We start from the raw sequence: 15,647 nt of genomic DNA on the forward strand, positions 1-15,647 counted from the left end.
ATGACCCCGCGCCGGGCCTGCTGGCCGCGGGCGGTGCGCTGGACGTGCCGAATCTTTGCTCCGCGTATGCACAAGGCAGTTTCCCCTGGTACGGCCCCGATCAACCCATTCTGTGGTGGTCCCCCGACCCGCGCATGGTGCTCCCGGTGTCCGGGTTCCGGCTGCACCGCTCCTTGCGCAAGACGCTTCAGGCGTTCCGCAGCCGGGCAGACTGCGAGATCCGCGTGGACTGCGACTTTCGCGCAGTCATCACCGCGTGCGCCACCCGGCAGCGCACGGCGCAGAGCGGAACCTGGATCGTCCCCGAGATGCTCGAGGCCTACCACAGGCTGCACGCGGCAGGCCATGCGCACAGCGTGGAAACCTGGGTCGCCGGCAGGCTGGTCGGCGGCCTGTATTGCGTGGCGCTCGGCCACGCGGTGTTCGGCGAATCCATGTTTTCCTGCGCCACCGACGCGTCGAAGATCGCGCTCGCGGCGCTGGTGGGCCTGTGCCGGCACCACGGAATCGGGATCATCGATTGCCAGCAGCGCACGCAGCACCTGGCCTCTCTGGGCGCGCGTGAAATATCCCGCGCCAGTTTCCTGATGCACGTCGAAGAAGCGCGCACCCGGCCCGCGCCGTCTTGGGCGTTTGACCCCGTATACTGGGACACGCTGCTGCCTCCCACCGCACCCACGGCATGACGCAACTCAACGACCTTCCGCTGCAAACCCTGCAGTTCTACGCGACGGCCCCCTACCCCTGCAGCTACCTGCCGCACAGGCACGCGCGATCGCAGGTCGCCACGCCCAGCCATCTGGTGCAAAGCGATATTTATTCCGACCTCGTCGTCAAGGGGTTTCGCCGCAGCGGCATGTTTACCTACCGCCCGTACTGCGACGGTTGCCAGGCCTGCACGCCGCTGCGCGTGCTCGTCGACGCGTTCCAGGCCGATCGCAGCCAAAGGCGCGCGCTCGCGCGCCACGGCAGGCTCCAGGCAAGGGTTCTGCGCCTGGGCTTCGTTCCCGAGCATTACCAGTTGTACCTGCGCTATCAGAACGGGCGCCACGCCGGCGGCGGAATGGACCATGACAACATCGACCAGTACACGCAGTTCATGCTGCAGAGCCGGGTGAATTCACGCCTCGTCGAGTTCCGGGAAAGCAGCGCATCGGGCGCGCCGGGCGCGCTGAAAATGGTCTCCATCCTGGACCTGCTCGACGACGGCCTGTCGGCCGTCTACACCTTCTACGACCCCGAGCCACACTGCAGCTACGGCACCTACAGCGTCATGTGGCAGATCGCGCAAGCGCGTGCCCTGGGCCTGCCGCATCTGTATCTGGGCTACTGGATCGAAGCCAGCCAGAAAATGAACTACAAGGCGCGCTTTCGTCCGCACGAAATCCGCAGCAACGGGCAGTGGCAGCGCGTGCCTGCGGCCCCCGACTGCGTTTGATGACGCGCTGTGCGCCGACAGCCGCCACTACTCTGGCCTGTCAGTCGTAGTCGTCGCCTGTTTCGCTCTTGGTCCGCGGCCACGGCCGGTCGTCGGTGACCAATTCCAACGCCACGGCATCGCGCGCCGGAGCCGTCAATGGCGGACAGGCGGCCAGATCCGCACGCTGGCCGGCACCCCGGCGGATGGCATCGAACAACGGTGCCACGCGGTCCACGGACAGACTCACCGGATCAGCCAAACGCAGATCCAGTTGCTTGAGTTCCCCGGTATGGGTCAGTTCGACCTTGCCGGTCGCGGCGCTTACCTGTATCGACTGCATGCCACGGGCATCGATATCCAGGTCGTTCATCTTCCGCATGCGCTGCGCACAGTCGTCGGTTTCTTCGCCCTGCGTCTCCCGGGCCTGCTTTGCACAGGACTGTGGACATCGGGTGGAGCGCAGATCCAAATGGCCGACCCGGCCCTTGACCGTGACCAACGCTCCGGATACCTGCAACTGCTCCATGGCCGAGCGTGCCTCGACGTCCCCCCTTTCCAGGGCCAGTTGCGTGAACCGCGTCGGCAATACGATCTCGATGCTGCCTCTCCTCCATGGCTGCCGGCGAGCGCGCGCCGGATCGCTGGCTGCTTCGGACCAGCGCAGCACCAGCGTGTCCTTTTCGCGGGTCGCCAGCAACCGGAAGCGCGCGGCGGCGTCTTGCGCCCCACCGCCGGAAAAGTGCGCATTCACCCGCACATCATCCTGCACGCCGTCGAGCAGCACCGTCGGCCTGGAGTACGGATAATCGCCCGCATCTGCGCCGCTCTCTTCCAGCCGCAGCCGCGTGACGCCAACCAGATCTCCAGCCCGCAGCAAATAGTTGTGCTCGCGCGGCGCCCCCTCGAAATACTCCCGCCCGCTGGCAGCCAGCAGCGCACAGAACAACGCCACGGTGCCCGCAAAGAGCCATGCGCCCCGGCGGCGGGGGCCCCGGGCGATCACAGCAGTTCCCTTTCTTTGAGGTGCAGAAAAACCTGCAACCACAACAGGATCGGAAGGCCAATCCAGAGCAGGGAGTTGATGACATGCGTCAGTGGTTTCCCGGAGCCGCCGTCCAGCATCCACCAGGCAAAGATCACCTCGCCGCGCGCGTCCACGGCAATCCACCAGATCGAAGAAAAAACCAGCAGGCCAAAAATCAGTACCTGGGTCTTGAGCATGGCAGCGCGCTGAAAGTAAAGCGTGCCTGAGACCGCCAAGGCCTGCAGGATCCACAAGCCGATCAGGAGCCCCCATTGCGGTTGCGCAGGCGAATTCTCTGAAACGTCGACAAAGGGCACAAACAGCGCATAGTTGCGCGGATCAAACTTTATCGCGGGACCCTGCGGCAAGGCGGCCAGCACCAACTGCTGCACCGGCCAGGAGATGGCCAGAAACAGCAGGCTGTAGAACAACGGGTAGACCAGCGCCACGAGCAGCAGGCAAAGCAGCCATTTCTCGCACAGCGATGCCGGAAGCATCAGCGCCTGCAGGGCCGATTCACGGCGCGCCATGGCTTGGAAATAGCGGCCCGCAAACACACAGCCCGTGATGTACAGACCGCCAAAGTAGAGCCCGGACTGCGCCTCGGTTGTGAACCCCTTGAAGTCGGTGCTCCACAGCACAAGCACCAACAGAACGCAGTACAGGATTGCCGTCACCAGCATATGCGCCGCGTATTGCCGGCGCTGCTCGGTCCACCGCGCCCGTACCAGCAGCAACCAGCGTGGCCACGAGAAGATCTCGGACCTCGGGCGCAGCCCCGACGCTCCGGATGAGGGCGCGGCCGTGCTCATGCCGACTCCTGCGCACGCGCCGGCTGGTGCTGCGGCGCCAACGCGGCGAGCATGCGCTCCCGCTCAAGGCTCAGCGCCTTGTACAGCAGTTCCAGTTGCACGCCGCCGCCACTGCCACCGCTGTCGCCCCCATTTGCCGCGCTCCGCGTGCGCCGCGCCACATACGCCCATTGTTGCCCCATGGGCTCCTGGTACAGCAACTGCGCCTGGTTCAAGGACTGCACGTCGGCGGCAACGCCCATTTGCAATTGCTGCTCCAGTTCGGCCATCTCTGCCGACAAGGCCAACTGCCCCCCGTCGATAAACCAGACATGGCTCAGGATGCTCTCCAGATCATGCGCCTGGTGGGTGCTGATGAGCACCGCCCGGTCGGCGTGCTCCGGGCGCTGCATGAGTTGGCGAAACCGGGCCCGCCCGACGATGTCCAGCCCGTTGGTGGGCTCGTCGAGCAACAGCAGCGGCGTGCCCGTGGCGAGCGCAAAGGCGATCGCGGCCTTCTTTTTTTGCCCCAGGCTCATGGATTCGAAGCGGCTGCCCGCAGGCACCTCCAGTTCGGCCAAGTATTCCTCGAAACGCTGCCCGGAAAACCGGGGGTAGAAAACGCCCTGCGTTGCCGCCAGCTGCGTCGGCGTCAGATTCGGCAAATGAAATTCCTCCGCAACGAAGTAGACGGACGCGAGCAGTTCGGCCGCGCGCTCACGGGGAACCCAGCCGAGCACCCGCAGCCTTCCACTCCAGGGCGTGAGCAGGCCGCAGATCAGTTTCAGCAGGCTCGACTTGCCGCTGCCATTGCGCCCAAAGATTCCGTAGATGCCCGGCTTGTCCACCCGGGCGGAAAAACCCTGGTAGAGCGCACTGCGGCCGTAGCCAAACTGCAAGTCGTGAATCTCGATCATGCCCCTTCCCCATGACCGCCTGCTGGCGGAGGCGGTCCGCACCTCCCACGCGAAGGCGTGCGGATTATCACACGCGCGTCCGCTGCGGCCCGTTTTGCGCGCCTGATTCCGCGCAGGTCGTTCAAAGCCAGCGTGCAAGAAGACACGTAATATTCGTGTCGCCCTTTATTCACAGGTTTCTGAGCCCCTCGCGCTAAGATGCAGCGGCGCTCGCCCGATTGCCTCGCATTCACCACCCATGAAAAAAATCGACCCCGGCACCCCGGTAAAACCCAGCGTTCAAGTGCTCGAGCGCATGTTTGCGCTGATCGACGTGCTGGCATCGCGCGAGGAAGCGATCCCGCTCAAGGAGGTCAGCGAGAAAACGGGCCTGCACCCGTCAACCGCGCACCGCATCCTGAACGACCTGACCCTGGGCCGCTTCGTGGACCGGCCCCAGTCGGGCACCTACCGCCTGGGCATGCGGCTGCTGGAACTGGGCAATCTCGTGAAAGCCCGTCTGAGCGTGCGCGAGGCGGCGCTCTCGCCGATGCGCAGCCTGCACCGGCTGATTCAGCAGCCCGTGAACCTGAGCCTGCGCCAGGGGGACGAGATCATCTACGTCGAGCGCGCGTACAGCGAGCGCTCCGGAATGCAGGTGGTGCGCGCCATTGGCGGCCGCGCGCCCCTGCACCTGACCTCCACGGGAAAGCTCTTTCTGGCGCTGGACGATCCCCACCGGGTCCGCGCATACGCAACCCGCACGGCGCTCGCAGGCCAAACACGCAACAGCATCACCCAGTTGCCGGTTCTGGAAAAGGAACTGGAAAAAGCCCGGCAGTCCGGCATTGCGCACGACAACGAGGAATTGGAACTGGGTGTGCGCTGCATGGCCGCAGGTGTCTACGACGACCAGGGCAAATTGGTCGCGGGGCTGTCCATATCCGCCCCCGCCGACCGGCTGGATGAAGGCTGGCTACCCAAACTGCAGGCCACGGCGAACACGATATCCCTGGCGCTGGGCCATGCGTCTGGAGTGCAAGCCGCGGGCCAAAGAGGAAGCTCCCCCCCCTGATCTAGCCACGGCTGTTGCGCGCCGCCTGGAGCGGTGCTGCCGTCAGTCCCGGCATGGATTCGATCCAGTGGCGCACCCGCTCGGCGTCTCCCAGGCGGCTGATTTTGTCCGCCGAGTCCAGAAACACCATGATCAGCTTGCGCCCTGCAATCTGCGCCTGCATTACGAGACAGCGCCCGGCTTCGGAGATATAGCCCGTTTTTTGCAGCCCGATGTCCCAGCTGAGTTTCTTCACCAGGTCGTTGGTGTTGTTGTACTGAAGGGTCTTCTCGCCCAAGGCCACCTCATGGCCCAGCGAGGTGGAAAGCATGCGCAGCAACGGATCGCCATGCGCCACGTTCACCAGCACGGCAAGATCGCGGGCGCTCGATTGGTTCTGGCTCGACAGCCCCGTGGGGTCCACGTAGCGCGTGTCGGTCATCCCCAGCAGGCGGGCCTTGGCGTTCATCTGCCCCACGAAGGCCCTCAGCCCCCCCGGAAAGGTGCGACCCAGCGCATGCGCCGCCCGGTTCTCGCTGGACATGAGCGCCAGATGCAGCATTTCGCCGCGCGCCAGCGTGCTGCCTACCGTCAGGCGCGAACGGCTGCCTTTTTCGGTGTCCACGTCGTCCTGCGTGATCGCCAAGAGTTCGTCCATCGGCAGCCCGGCCTGGGAGACGAGCAGGCCCGTCATGAGCTTGGTCAGGGACGCGATGGGCAGCACCGCGTGGTCGTTTTTACTGAATAAAACCTCGTGCGTGTCCTGGTCCACGATGAGCGCCGCGCTGGACTTGAGGTCCAGCGGGTCATCGACCCTGTGCAGGCCCGCGATTTGCCCGAACGAGAGCTTGGGAGGAACGTAGACGGCCCGCGGCGCAGTCTTGACCGTTCGGGCCCTGCCGCGCAACGCCCCGGGGGGAGGCGCGGCCTGCTTGCGCGCCGCAACGGTGCGCTTGGCATGGCTTGCGGAACTCAGCTGCTTTTTCTTGGCGGCGGTGCGTCCGCCCGCGTGTGCTGCGGACGCGATCAGGGCCATGCTCACGATTGCCAGGCCCAGAAGCTGGAAAAAACGATTCACTGCGGCGCGGGAGCGGTGGGGCATGGGGATGGTCTCAGGCAAATGGGCTGCCGCGCAGTATACAAAGATAAAAAAATAGCGCAATATCAACAGCTTGCGCTACTTTCCAAGAAAGTGAGCGAAATTGTAAGCCGTTCCTTCAGCCCCTTCAGCCCCTTCAGCCCTGCGCCGCCACCCTGTCCACCTTGCTCTGCAACTTGTTCAGCGCACTCAGGTACGCCTTCGCCGAAGCGACCACGATGTCCGGGTCGGACCCCACGCCATTCACCACGCGGCCGCTGTTTTGCAGCCGCACGGTGACCTCGCCCTGGCTCTCGGTCGATCCACTGATCGCGCTCACCGAATAGAGCACCATCTCGGCGCCGCTCCTGACGTGCGCTTCGATGGCCTTGAGCGAGGCATCGACCGGCCCATTGCCCCGGGCCTCGCCACGCACCTCGCGCCCATGCACCGTGAACACGATGCGCGCGCGCGGCTGCTCGCCCGTTTCGCTCTGCTGGAACAGCGAGACAAAACCGTATTGTTCCTTCTCGCAGCTCACGCTCTCGTCGCTGATCAGCGCAAGAATGTCCTCGTCGAAAATCTCGCTCTTGCGGTCCGCCAGTTCCTTGAAGCGCGTGAACGCCGCGTTCACCTCGGTCTCGCTGTCCAGGCTCACGCCCAGTTCCTGCAAGCGCTGCTTGAATGCGTTGCGGCCGCTGAGCTTGCCCAGAACGATCTTGTTGGTGCTCCAGCCCACGTCTTCCGCACGCATGATCTCGTAGGTATCGCGCGCCTTGAGCACGCCGTCCTGGTGAATCCCGCTCGCATGGGCAAACGCATTCGCGCCCACCACGGCCTTGTTCGGCTGCACCACGAAGCCCGTGGTCTGGCTGACCATGCGGCTCGCGGCGACGATGTGCCGGGTGTCGATTCCCAGGTCCAGGCCAAAGTAGTCGCGGCGCGTCTTCACGGCCATCACCACTTCTTCGAGCGAGCAATTGCCCGCGCGCTCGCCCAGGCCGTTGATCGTGCATTCCACCTGGCGCGCGCCGCCAATCTGCACGCCTGCCAGCGAGTTCGCCACCGCCATTCCCAGGTCGTTGTGGCAGTGCACGGACCAGATCGCCTGGTCACTGTTCGGAATGCGCTCGCGCAGCGTCTTGATGAAGTTGCCGTACAACTCGGGAACGGCGTAGCCGACCGTGTCGGGCACATTGATCGTCGTGGCACCTTCGGCGATCACCGCTTCGAGCACGCGGCACAGAAAGTCCGGGTCGCTGCGGTAGCCGTCCTCGGGGCTGAACTCGATGTCGCCCACAAGGTTGCGCGCGAAGCGCACGGACTGCCGGGACTGCTCGAGAACCTGCTCCGGCGTCATGCGCAGTTTCTTTTCCATGTGCAGCGCGGAGGTCGCAATGAAGATATGGATGCGCGCGCTGGCCGCGTCCGCAAGGGCTTGCGCGGCGCGCGAAATGTCGCGGTCGTTGGCGCGCGCGAGCGAGCAGATGGTCGATTCGCGGATCGCATTCGCGATCGCCTGGACGGCCTCGAAATCCCCGTTCGAGCTGACGGCAAAACCGGCCTCGATCACATCCACCTTCAGGCGTTCGAGCTGGCGTGCGATGCGCAGTTTTTCATCCTTGGTCATCGAAGCGCCGGGGGATTGCTCGCCGTCGCGCAAGGTGGTGTCGAAGATGATCAGTTTGTCCGCCATGTCGTTCTCCCGGTACTGGTGAAGGTTGACCCGCAACACGAAAGCAAGAAAGCAAAAAGCCCGTTGCGGGTGCATACGGGCTTTTGTGGAAAAAGTGCGCGCGCGCCTACTGTCTCCGCCCGTGGGGGGGTAGCCGTAGTGCCAGTGCAAGCGTGTTCATGCGCTGCAATGTAGCACAGGGCCACGCCGGGTAGATCAGCGCCGGCGCCATCATTTGTGCAGTCCCCGCTCGTCCGGCGCGTCGATCGACGTGCTGATCACGCTGCTGTGCTGGCCCTTGGCCTTGCGCCAGGCGTATACGCCGTAGCCGCTCAGCCCGTAGAGCACGAACACGCCGAACAGCACGATGGGGGGGTGAATGTTCACGACGGCAATGCCCAGCGCGATGAGCACGATCGCGGCAAAGGGCACGCTCTTTTTCATTTGCACGTCCTTGAAACTGTAGAACGGCACATTCGTCACCATGGTCAGACCCGCGTACAGCGTGAAGGCAAACAGGACCCAGCTGAGTTGCGACCAAGTCAGCCACGCCAGGCCCTGCCCTCGGCGCACGCCCAGTTCGGTCATGAGCCAAATAAAGCCGGCGACCAATGCGGCGGCAGCCGGCGACGGCAGCCCCTGGAAATAGCGCCTGTCAACCACGGCAGTATTCACGTTGAAGCGCGCCAGACGCAGCGCCGTACAGGCGCAATAGACGAAAGCGGCAATCCAGCCCCAGCGGCCCAGCCCCTGGAGCGACCATTCATAGGCAATCAGCGCCGGCGCCGCGCCAAAGGAGACCATGTCGGAGAGCGAATCCATCTGCTCGCCAAAAGCACTTTGCGTATTCGTCAGGCGGGCCACGCGCCCGTCGAGGCTGTCGAGCACCATGGCACAAAAGACGCCGACCGCCGCCATGTCGAAACGGCCGTTCATGGCCATCACGACGGAATAAAAGCCACCGAACAACGCCCCCAGCGTGAACAGGTTGGGCAGGATGTAGATGCCCTTGCGGCGCTTGCGCAGCACCACGCCGGGATTGTCCGTGGAGTCAGTCGCGTCATGCATTGGCGTTACCCGGGCCTGCGGCGCGCATGGAATGCAGGCAGCCATTGAGGAATTGATGGTGTTCGATATTCATCCGCAGAACAGGCAAACCGCCGCGTGCGCACAAGGCGAGGGTCGCAGTGTAGCGCCTCGATTCCCTCTGCCCGGCCCAAAAAGTCTGCCCGACAAGGCCCCTTTCTCCGCAATCCCCTGCTGCGCCCGGGACGCGCCATGTGTTTCTCTGTGCAAAACACTCCCTTGTGGGCCGGTGCACGTTCTGGGAGAAACGGGGCCTGCGATGCGCGATCGGTGCATTGCCTGCACCGATGGAAATACGAGCCAAGAGGAAAACCCGAAATGACCCAGCCCATCGTGGGGGGCCTGATTGCCGCGGGTGTGCTGGTCGTTGCGGGCCTGGTCAACGCCGCATCCCTGGACACCCCGAAGTTTGACGACAACGCCATGGAGCACGGCGATCGGGCCGCACCCAGCCAGGTCGCAACCGCGACAGATGCAGCGCGGCCGCAGCGCGCGCCCCCGGCCGACGGAGACGCTGCCGGGCGCGTGGCCCGTTTGCAGGACTTCGCGCCAGCGGGTTGCGCCCAAATGAACGCCGCCTGCCAATGCTATACCCCGCAGGCAAGGCCGTTTCCGGTCAGCGGATCGGTCTGCTTGCAGATCGTCAAACAGGGTTTCTCCATCGACCAAGAGTAGTAGTTGCACTGCGCCATTCGCCTGCTGCAATGGCAACAGTGAAGTGCTGGTGACCGGAGCCCTGCTCAACGCCGGCTCCCTGCTGCCGATCGCAGTCACCGGTCTGGCCTTGGCGTGGCTGGCAACAAGGCGGGCCCGTGCAGGGTGACCTGCCCCTACGCTGCAATCGGTTTTCAAAAAGATGGTCGGAGCGGCGGGATTCGAACTCGCGACCCTCTGCTCCCAAAGCAGATGCGCTACCAGGCTGCGCTACGCTCCGACGGTCGGCATTCTAACCCGGCCCTCCCCCAGGAATCAGTCCATCGGGCGCATGGGTCTGAAAAAAACCCATGGCCAAGCAGCAGATGCATCAGCGGTTGCCCGACGGCCCGGGGCCGCGGCCCGCCAGATGGCGGAAGGTGATGCGGCCCTTGGAGAGGTCGTAGGGCGACATCTCCAGCGACACCTTGTCCCCCGCCAGGATGCGGATATGGTGCTTGCGCATCTTGCCGCCGGTGTAGGCGATCAGTTGGTGACCGTTGTCCAGCGTGACGCGAAAGCGCGAGTCAGGCAAGACTTCCGTCACACAGCCTTGCATTTCAATGAGTTCCTCTTTGGCCATTTCTCTCTTTTCAAAACAAACTGTGATCGGCGCTGAACGCCTGGTACCCACCACGGCGCAACGGTGGCGTGGTCGGGGCTCGGCACACGGTGCATTGCGGGCGGTGGGAGTCGCTGCACCCGGGAGTGCAGACCAGGCGGGGGCCGTGGGAAACGGCTTCCTCGGGCTTCTTCTTCAATGGACAGACAAGCGCTGAGCAAAACTTGGCGATTGTACCGTGGTGTATCATGGCTTGCCTATCGGCCCATTCCAGCCGACCCTGGTCGAGGGCGCACCGCCCTTCGCGCGCTCCCGTCCAACCGCCAAAAAGAAACACAAGCATGGAACAGACACGGTGGTGGCTTGCGCTCCACATCCTGGGCTGCGTCATTTTCTTGGGCAATACCATCGTCACCTTCTTCTGGAAGCTGATGGCCGACCGCAGCCGCGACCCGAAGGTGCTGGCCTTCTCGCAGCGCCTGGTCACGCTCACCGACAAGGTATTCACCGCGGTCGGCGCCGCCTTGCTGGCCATCGGCGGCTACGTCCATGCCTGGCACCTCAAGCTCAACACCCTTCAGACCCCCTGGATCTTCTGGGCCCAAGTCTGCTTCTACGCCTCGGCCGCCATCTGGGTGGCGGTCCTCGTTCCCATCCAGCACAAGCAGGGCAAACTGGCCGAGGCCTTCGGCGTCAGCGGCGAGATCCCCGCCGCGTACTGGCGCCTGGCGAGTCGCTGGAACGCCATGGGCACGCTCGCCACCACCTTGCTCATCGTCGCCCTGCTGCTCATGGTCGTGAAATGAGCCGCCGCACCAGGAAGCCATCCCCATGACCACCCGCCGCCTCGTCATCAGCTGCAGCGCCGTCCTCGTGGGCGCCGCGTCCACGGGCCTGCTGCGGCCCTCCAGCGCACGCGCGCAAAGCGGCAGGGTCCGGGTGGGCCTGATGCTGCCGTATACCGGCACCTACGCCCAGTTGGGGGTGGCCATCGAAAACGGGGTGCACATGGCCATCGACCAGCAAGGCGGCCTGCTTGGCGGGCGCGCGATCGAGTGGTTCAAGGTGGACGACGAATCCGAGCCCGGCAAGGGTGTGGAGAACGCGAGCAAACTCGTGCAGCGCGACAAGGTGGACGTGCTCATTGGCACCGTGCATTCGGGCGTGCAGATGGGCATTCAAAAGGTCGCACGCGACACCGGCGTGCTCAACCTGATCCCCAACGCCGGCGTGCATGCGGCGACCCGGGCCCTGTGCTGCGCGAATGTGTTTCGCACGTCGTTCAGCAACGCCCAGCCCACCCTGGCCTTGGGCAAGGCCATGGTGGACAGGGGCCACCGCAGGGCCGTCTGGATCACCTGGAAGTACGCCGCGGGCGACGAGGCCTTCGAAGGCTTCAAGCAGAGCTATACGGCTGCGGGTGGCAGCATCGTCAAGGAACTTGGTCTGCCCTTTCCGAACGTCGAATTCCAGGCCTTGCTGACCGAGATCGCGGCGCTCAAGCCCGACGCAGTCGCCTGCTTCTTTGCCGGCGGCGGTGCGGCCAAATTCATCCGCGACTACGCGGCTGCGGGCCTGAAGAACAAGATTGCGCTGTACGGCTCGGGTTTCCTCACCGAGGGGATGCTGGACGCCGCCGGCCCCGCGGCCGAAGGAATCATCACCACCATGCACTACAGCGACTCGCTGGACACGCCGCGCAACAAGCAGTTCCGGCTGGAGTACGCGAAAACCTTCCGCAGCCAGCCCGACGTGTACGCGGTGCAGGGCTACGACACCGGCCTGCTGCTGGTGCAAGGCGCGAACGCCGTCAAGGGCGACTTGTCGGCGAAACCGGCCCTGTACAAGGCGCTCGAGGCTGCCGTGATCGACAGCCCGCGCGGCAAGTGGCGCATGAGCCGCGCGCACAACCCGGTACAGGACATCTATCTGCGCCGGGTCGAGAACGGGGAAAACAAGGTGATTCGTGCTGGTGGTCATGGTCGCGCCACGCGGTCTGCTGGGCATGCTCGGCCAGCGCCATGGCTGAGGCACTGCTTCGCGCGCGCCAGCTGACCCGGCGCTTCGGCGGGCTGGCCGCCGTTGACGGCGTGTCCGTGGACCTGTGGCATGGCCGCATCCACGCCGTGATCGGCCCCAACGGCGCGGGCAAGTCCACACTGACCAACCTGCTCTCGGGCGAGCTGGCGCCCACGTCGGGCCAGGTGCATCTGGGCAGCACCGAGGTCACCGGATGGGCGCCCGAGCGCATCGCGCGCCAGGGCCTGGGGCGCAGCTACCAGAAGACGAATATCTTCTTGCCGCTCACGGTGCACGAGAACCTGCGCCTGGCAGCCCAGTCGCGCGCCGCGCAGCCGCCCTGCCACGGAAGGCCTGGCCCCGCTGATCGTCCGCGAAATCTGGCGCATCTGCAGCCTGATCAAGCACAGCGGCATGGGCAGCGTGATCGTGGACAAGAACTGGAAGCAGCTCACGCAGATCACCGAGCGCAACATCATCCTGCTCAAGGGGCGGATCGTTTTCGAGGGCAGTTCGGATACATTGCGCGCGCAGCCGGAGCTGCTGGAGCAATACCTGGGCGTATGAGACAAATGCGGACTTGTCCACACAGGAGAGATTGACAGTGGCGATCAACGAAACACCTTCCCTTCCCGCCGGTGGCGGCTTGCTGCCCGTTGCAGGATGGATTGCCTGGGGCAAGAAGCCCCGCCACCCATCGCCGGGTCAGCCACCGGCGATCCATCCGCTGCTCGATCACCAGATCGACGTTGCCAGCGTGTTCGTCGCGCTGTGTGCAACGGCCGGTGTTCGCCGCGCCCTGGAGGCCGCAGCAGGCCGGCCGCTTCAAGCCACAGACGTGGAACGCCTCGGGGCCATCGCTTTCCTGCACGACATCGGGAAAGCCAATACGGGCTTTCAGGGATGCTATTGGGAGCATGCCGAGCGTCCGCACTATTGGACGGTGCCGAAGAAGCCTGGTCACAGCGCGCAGGGATGGGCCCTGTTCACCCATTCCATGGCAGTTGCACCGAGGATCCGCGCAGGCTTGCCCCTGCTGCAAATGAACACATGGGGCGACACCTGGGCCTTGCTGCACGCCAGCATCAGCCACCATGGGCGCCCGGTCACCGACATTGCCTCCGAATCGATCTGGCAACCCGTGCACGATGGGCAGAACCTTATCTACGACCCCGCAGAGACTGTCGCAGCAATGGGGCATTGCATGCAGCGGATTTTCCCGCGCGCATTCGCCGAGCACGCTCCCGAACTGCCGGACAAGCCCGAGTTCGTCCACCTGTTTGCCGGCCTGGTGCAGTTGGCCGATTGGTTGGGATCGGACACGCGCGAAGGCTTTCATCCGTACACCCGGCCAGGTGAAGACCGTTCGGCCACGGCGCCGGAACGCGCGCGGCATGCGCTGCGCGCCGTCGGCCTGGACGTCGGCGATTGCGCCGCGCGTGTCGCGGCAACCGGCTTTGACTTTGCACAGGCCTTCGACGTGCCGACCCCACGGCCGATGCAGCTTGCGCTGGCCGACGCGGGGCTTGGCCCGGTCGTCGTCCTGGAGGCCGAAACCGGCAGCGGCAAGACCGAGGCCGCACTGTGGCGCTTCCTGTCCCTGTGGCGCGCAGGACAGGTGGACGCGCTGTACTTTGCCCTGCCCACGCGCGTGGCCGCCACGCAGTTGTACGAGCGGGTGCTGGCCTTCGTGCGGCGCGTCTGGCCGCGCGATCCGCCCGTGACCGTGCGCGCCCTGCCGGGCTACCCGGCGGCCGACGGACAAACCGCCACCGCGCTGCCCGATTTCCACGTGCTGTGGTCCGACGCACCCGGCGCCGACGAGGCCGAGCGCCGCTGGGCGGCAGAGTCGCCCAAACGCTGCCTGGCCGCGACCATTGCCGTGGGCACCGTGGATCAGGCCCTGCTGAGCGCGCTGCAAACCAGGCACGCGCACCTGCGCCTGGCCATGCTGGCGCGCAGCCTATTGGTGGTGGACGAGGTGCATGCCTCTGACGCCTACATGACGCGCCTGCTCGAACGCCTGCTGCGCACCCATGTGGCGTATGGCGGCCAGGCGCTGCTGCTCTCGGCCACGCTGGGTGCGTCGGCGCGCTCGTGCTACCTGGCCATTGGCAGCGGCAGCCGCGGCGCCGCCACGCTGCCTTCCCTGGACTGCGCCCTGGCCAAGCCCTATCCAGCCATCGGCCACGGGTCCGCCGCGGGACCGGTCCTGCGGCCCGTGCAGGGCAATCCGCGGCACAAGCTCGTGCACTGGCAGACGCTGGACCTGATCGATGAGCCGCAGCGCATCGCCACGCTGGCAGTGCAGGCCTGCGCCGCGGGAGCGCGCGTGCTGGTGGTGCGCAACACCGTGCCCGCGGCGATCGCCACGCTGCGGGCCGTGGAAGCCTTGGCCGCGGAGCAGGGTCTGGACTGCCTGTTCAAGCTCGCTGGCACGAGCACGCTGCACCACAGCCGCTTCAGCCGCCAGGACCGGCCGCTGCTCGACGCCGAGGTGCAGGCCCAGATCGGCAAGCGGCGCGCGCCGCGTGGCGGCCTGGTCGTCATCGGCACGCAGACGCTGGAGCAAAGCCTGGATATCGACGCCGACCTGCTCATCACCGACCTGTGCCCCATGGACGTTCTGCTGCAGCGCCTGGGTCGCCTGCACCGCCATGCGCGGCCCAGCGCCGACGCCCCCGGCGAGCAGCGCCCGGCTGGCTTCGAGGATCCACGCGCCTGGGTGCTCACCCCGCCGGGAGACGATCTTGCGCCGCTGCTCCAGCGCCAGCGCCATGGTCTGGGTCCTATCCGCATCCAGGGCGATTCCATGGCCGGGGTCTACGTGGACCTGCGCGTGCTCGAAGCCACGCGGCGCCTGGTCATGGCCGAGCCCACGCGCCACATCCCGGCGGACAACCGCATGCTGGTCGAACGGGCAACGCACCCCGAAGCGTTGGACGCGATCGCCGAGGAAATGGGCGAATCCTGGAAGAATTTCGGCATCGCGTATGAAGGCGCGCTCGCAGCCACCAAGACCATGGCCAACCTGCATGCGCTACCGGTCGAGAAAGCCTTGGAAGACATGCAGTTCCCCCCGGATGAAGGCCGCATTGGCAGCCGCATCGGCGCGGCCGACCGCCTCGTCAGCTTCGACCCGCCGGTACCAGGCCCGTTTGGCCAGGCGGTCGCGCAACTGGCCATCCGGCACCACCTGCTTGCCCACGCCTTGCCGACCGAGGCGCAGGTCGAAGACCTGAAGCTGTTGGACGAAGGCAAGGGTTTCAGCTTCCATCTGGGGACGGCACAATACAGTTACAGTCGCTTGGGTTTGGAGCGCATTGCAACCAACCCTGACGAATAACAC

At 65.3% G+C, this 15,647-nt stretch carries 15 protein-coding genes, 1 tRNA gene and 1 pseudogene; 9 read left to right on the top strand and 8 right to left on the bottom strand.

Going from position 1 to position 15,647, the window contains the following annotated elements; genetic code table 11:
- The first annotated feature begins 44 nt into the window (after positions 1-44).
- A complete protein-coding gene (gene aat / locus D5041_RS18290) occupies positions 45-686 on the top strand; it encodes a leucyl/phenylalanyl-tRNA--protein transferase (protein WP_265285758.1) in 642 nt (213 codons plus the stop codon).
- On the top strand, positions 683-1,438 hold the full coding sequence (locus D5041_RS18295; protein WP_010100759.1) for an arginyltransferase: 756 nt from the start codon (positions 683-685) through the stop codon (positions 1,436-1,438). Before aat ends, D5041_RS18295 begins: the two co-directional genes overlap by 4 nt.
- Positions 1,439-1,478: 40 nt before the next feature.
- Here D5041_RS18295 and D5041_RS18300 read toward each other — a convergent pair whose 3' ends face one another.
- From D5041_RS18300 to D5041_RS18310, 3 genes are all read right to left on the bottom strand, one after another.
- Positions 1,479-2,423, bottom strand: coding sequence for a hypothetical protein (locus D5041_RS18300; RefSeq protein ID WP_265285426.1), 945 nt, complete (start codon positions 2,421-2,423; stop codon positions 1,479-1,481).
- Positions 2,420-2,974: a hypothetical protein gene (locus D5041_RS18305; protein ID WP_265285427.1), complete on the bottom strand. Its 555-nt coding sequence runs from the start codon at positions 2,972-2,974 to the stop codon at positions 2,420-2,422. Before D5041_RS18305 ends, D5041_RS18300 begins: the two co-directional genes overlap by 4 nt.
- A 278-nt stretch (positions 2,975-3,252) precedes the next feature.
- Entirely contained in the window at positions 3,253-4,152 is a 900-nt protein-coding gene (locus D5041_RS18310) for an ATP-binding cassette domain-containing protein (RefSeq protein WP_265258957.1), read from the bottom strand.
- Between the two features lie 238 nt (positions 4,153-4,390).
- On the opposite strand from D5041_RS18310, the gene D5041_RS18315 reads away from it, so the two are divergent.
- On the top strand, positions 4,391-5,206 hold the full coding sequence (locus tag D5041_RS18315; RefSeq protein ID WP_010100752.1) for an IclR family transcriptional regulator: 816 nt from the start codon (positions 4,391-4,393) through the stop codon (positions 5,204-5,206).
- A gap of 1 nt (position 5,207) precedes the next feature.
- Here D5041_RS18315 and D5041_RS18320 read toward each other — a convergent pair whose 3' ends face one another.
- The 3 genes from D5041_RS18320 to pssA form a co-directional block, all read right to left on the bottom strand.
- Complete coding sequence (locus tag D5041_RS18320; protein WP_265258958.1) at positions 5,208-6,287, bottom strand: serine hydrolase; 1,080 nt, start codon at positions 6,285-6,287, stop codon at positions 5,208-5,210.
- A 133-nt stretch (positions 6,288-6,420) separates the two neighbouring features.
- A complete protein-coding gene (locus D5041_RS18325) occupies positions 6,421-7,959 on the bottom strand; it encodes a 2-isopropylmalate synthase (protein ID WP_010100749.1) in 1,539 nt (512 codons plus the stop codon).
- Positions 7,960-8,169: 210 nt separating this feature from the next.
- A complete protein-coding gene (gene pssA, locus D5041_RS18330; protein ID WP_010100748.1) occupies positions 8,170-9,006 on the bottom strand; it encodes a CDP-diacylglycerol--serine O-phosphatidyltransferase in 837 nt (278 codons plus the stop codon).
- 336 nt (positions 9,007-9,342) lie between these two features.
- Between pssA and D5041_RS18335 the strand changes: the two genes are divergently transcribed.
- The gene (locus D5041_RS18335) at positions 9,343-9,699 is read left to right on the top strand and encodes a hypothetical protein (RefSeq protein WP_265285428.1); all 357 of its coding nucleotides are present in this window, start codon (positions 9,343-9,345) and stop codon (positions 9,697-9,699) included.
- Between the two features lie 182 nt (positions 9,700-9,881).
- On the opposite strand, the gene D5041_RS18340 is transcribed toward D5041_RS18335, so the two are convergent.
- A tRNA-Pro gene (locus D5041_RS18340) sits at positions 9,882-9,958 on the bottom strand.
- A gap of 90 nt (positions 9,959-10,048) precedes the next feature.
- Positions 10,049-10,300, bottom strand: coding sequence for a translation initiation factor IF-1 (gene infA, locus D5041_RS18345; protein ID WP_010109771.1), 252 nt, complete (start codon positions 10,298-10,300; stop codon positions 10,049-10,051).
- 320 nt (positions 10,301-10,620) lie between these two features.
- On the opposite strand from infA, the gene D5041_RS18350 reads away from it, so the two are divergent.
- The 5 genes and pseudogenes from D5041_RS18350 to cas3 all read left to right on the top strand — a co-directional run bounded on the left by D5041_RS18350 (position 10,621) and on the right by cas3 (position 15,644).
- Positions 10,621-11,085, top strand: a complete 465-nt coding sequence (locus D5041_RS18350) for a DUF2269 family protein (protein ID WP_265258960.1) — start codon at positions 10,621-10,623, stop codon at positions 11,083-11,085.
- A gap of 25 nt (positions 11,086-11,110) precedes the next feature.
- Positions 11,111-12,334 carry an ABC transporter substrate-binding protein gene (locus D5041_RS18355; protein ID WP_265283019.1) on the top strand — a complete coding sequence of 408 codons (1,224 nt, stop codon included), beginning with the start codon at positions 11,111-11,113 and terminating at the stop codon, positions 12,332-12,334.
- A pseudogene (locus tag D5041_RS18360) lies at positions 12,301-12,639 on the top strand (ATP-binding cassette domain-containing protein); the annotation flags it as partial. The gene D5041_RS18355 and the pseudogene D5041_RS18360, both read left to right, overlap by 34 nt.
- 73 nt (positions 12,640-12,712) lie before the next feature.
- Positions 12,713-12,865, top strand: coding sequence for a hypothetical protein (locus tag D5041_RS18365; protein ID WP_010109764.1), 153 nt, complete (start codon positions 12,713-12,715; stop codon positions 12,863-12,865).
- A gap of 37 nt (positions 12,866-12,902) precedes the next feature.
- A complete protein-coding gene (gene cas3, locus D5041_RS18370; protein WP_265285429.1) occupies positions 12,903-15,644 on the top strand; it encodes a CRISPR-associated helicase Cas3' in 2,742 nt (913 codons plus the stop codon).
- Positions 15,645-15,647 lie beyond the last annotated feature (3 nt).

The organism is Verminephrobacter aporrectodeae subsp. tuberculatae, from assembly GCF_026127385.1.
Lineage (GTDB): Bacteria > Pseudomonadota > Gammaproteobacteria > Burkholderiales > Burkholderiaceae_C > Acidovorax > Acidovorax aporrectodeae.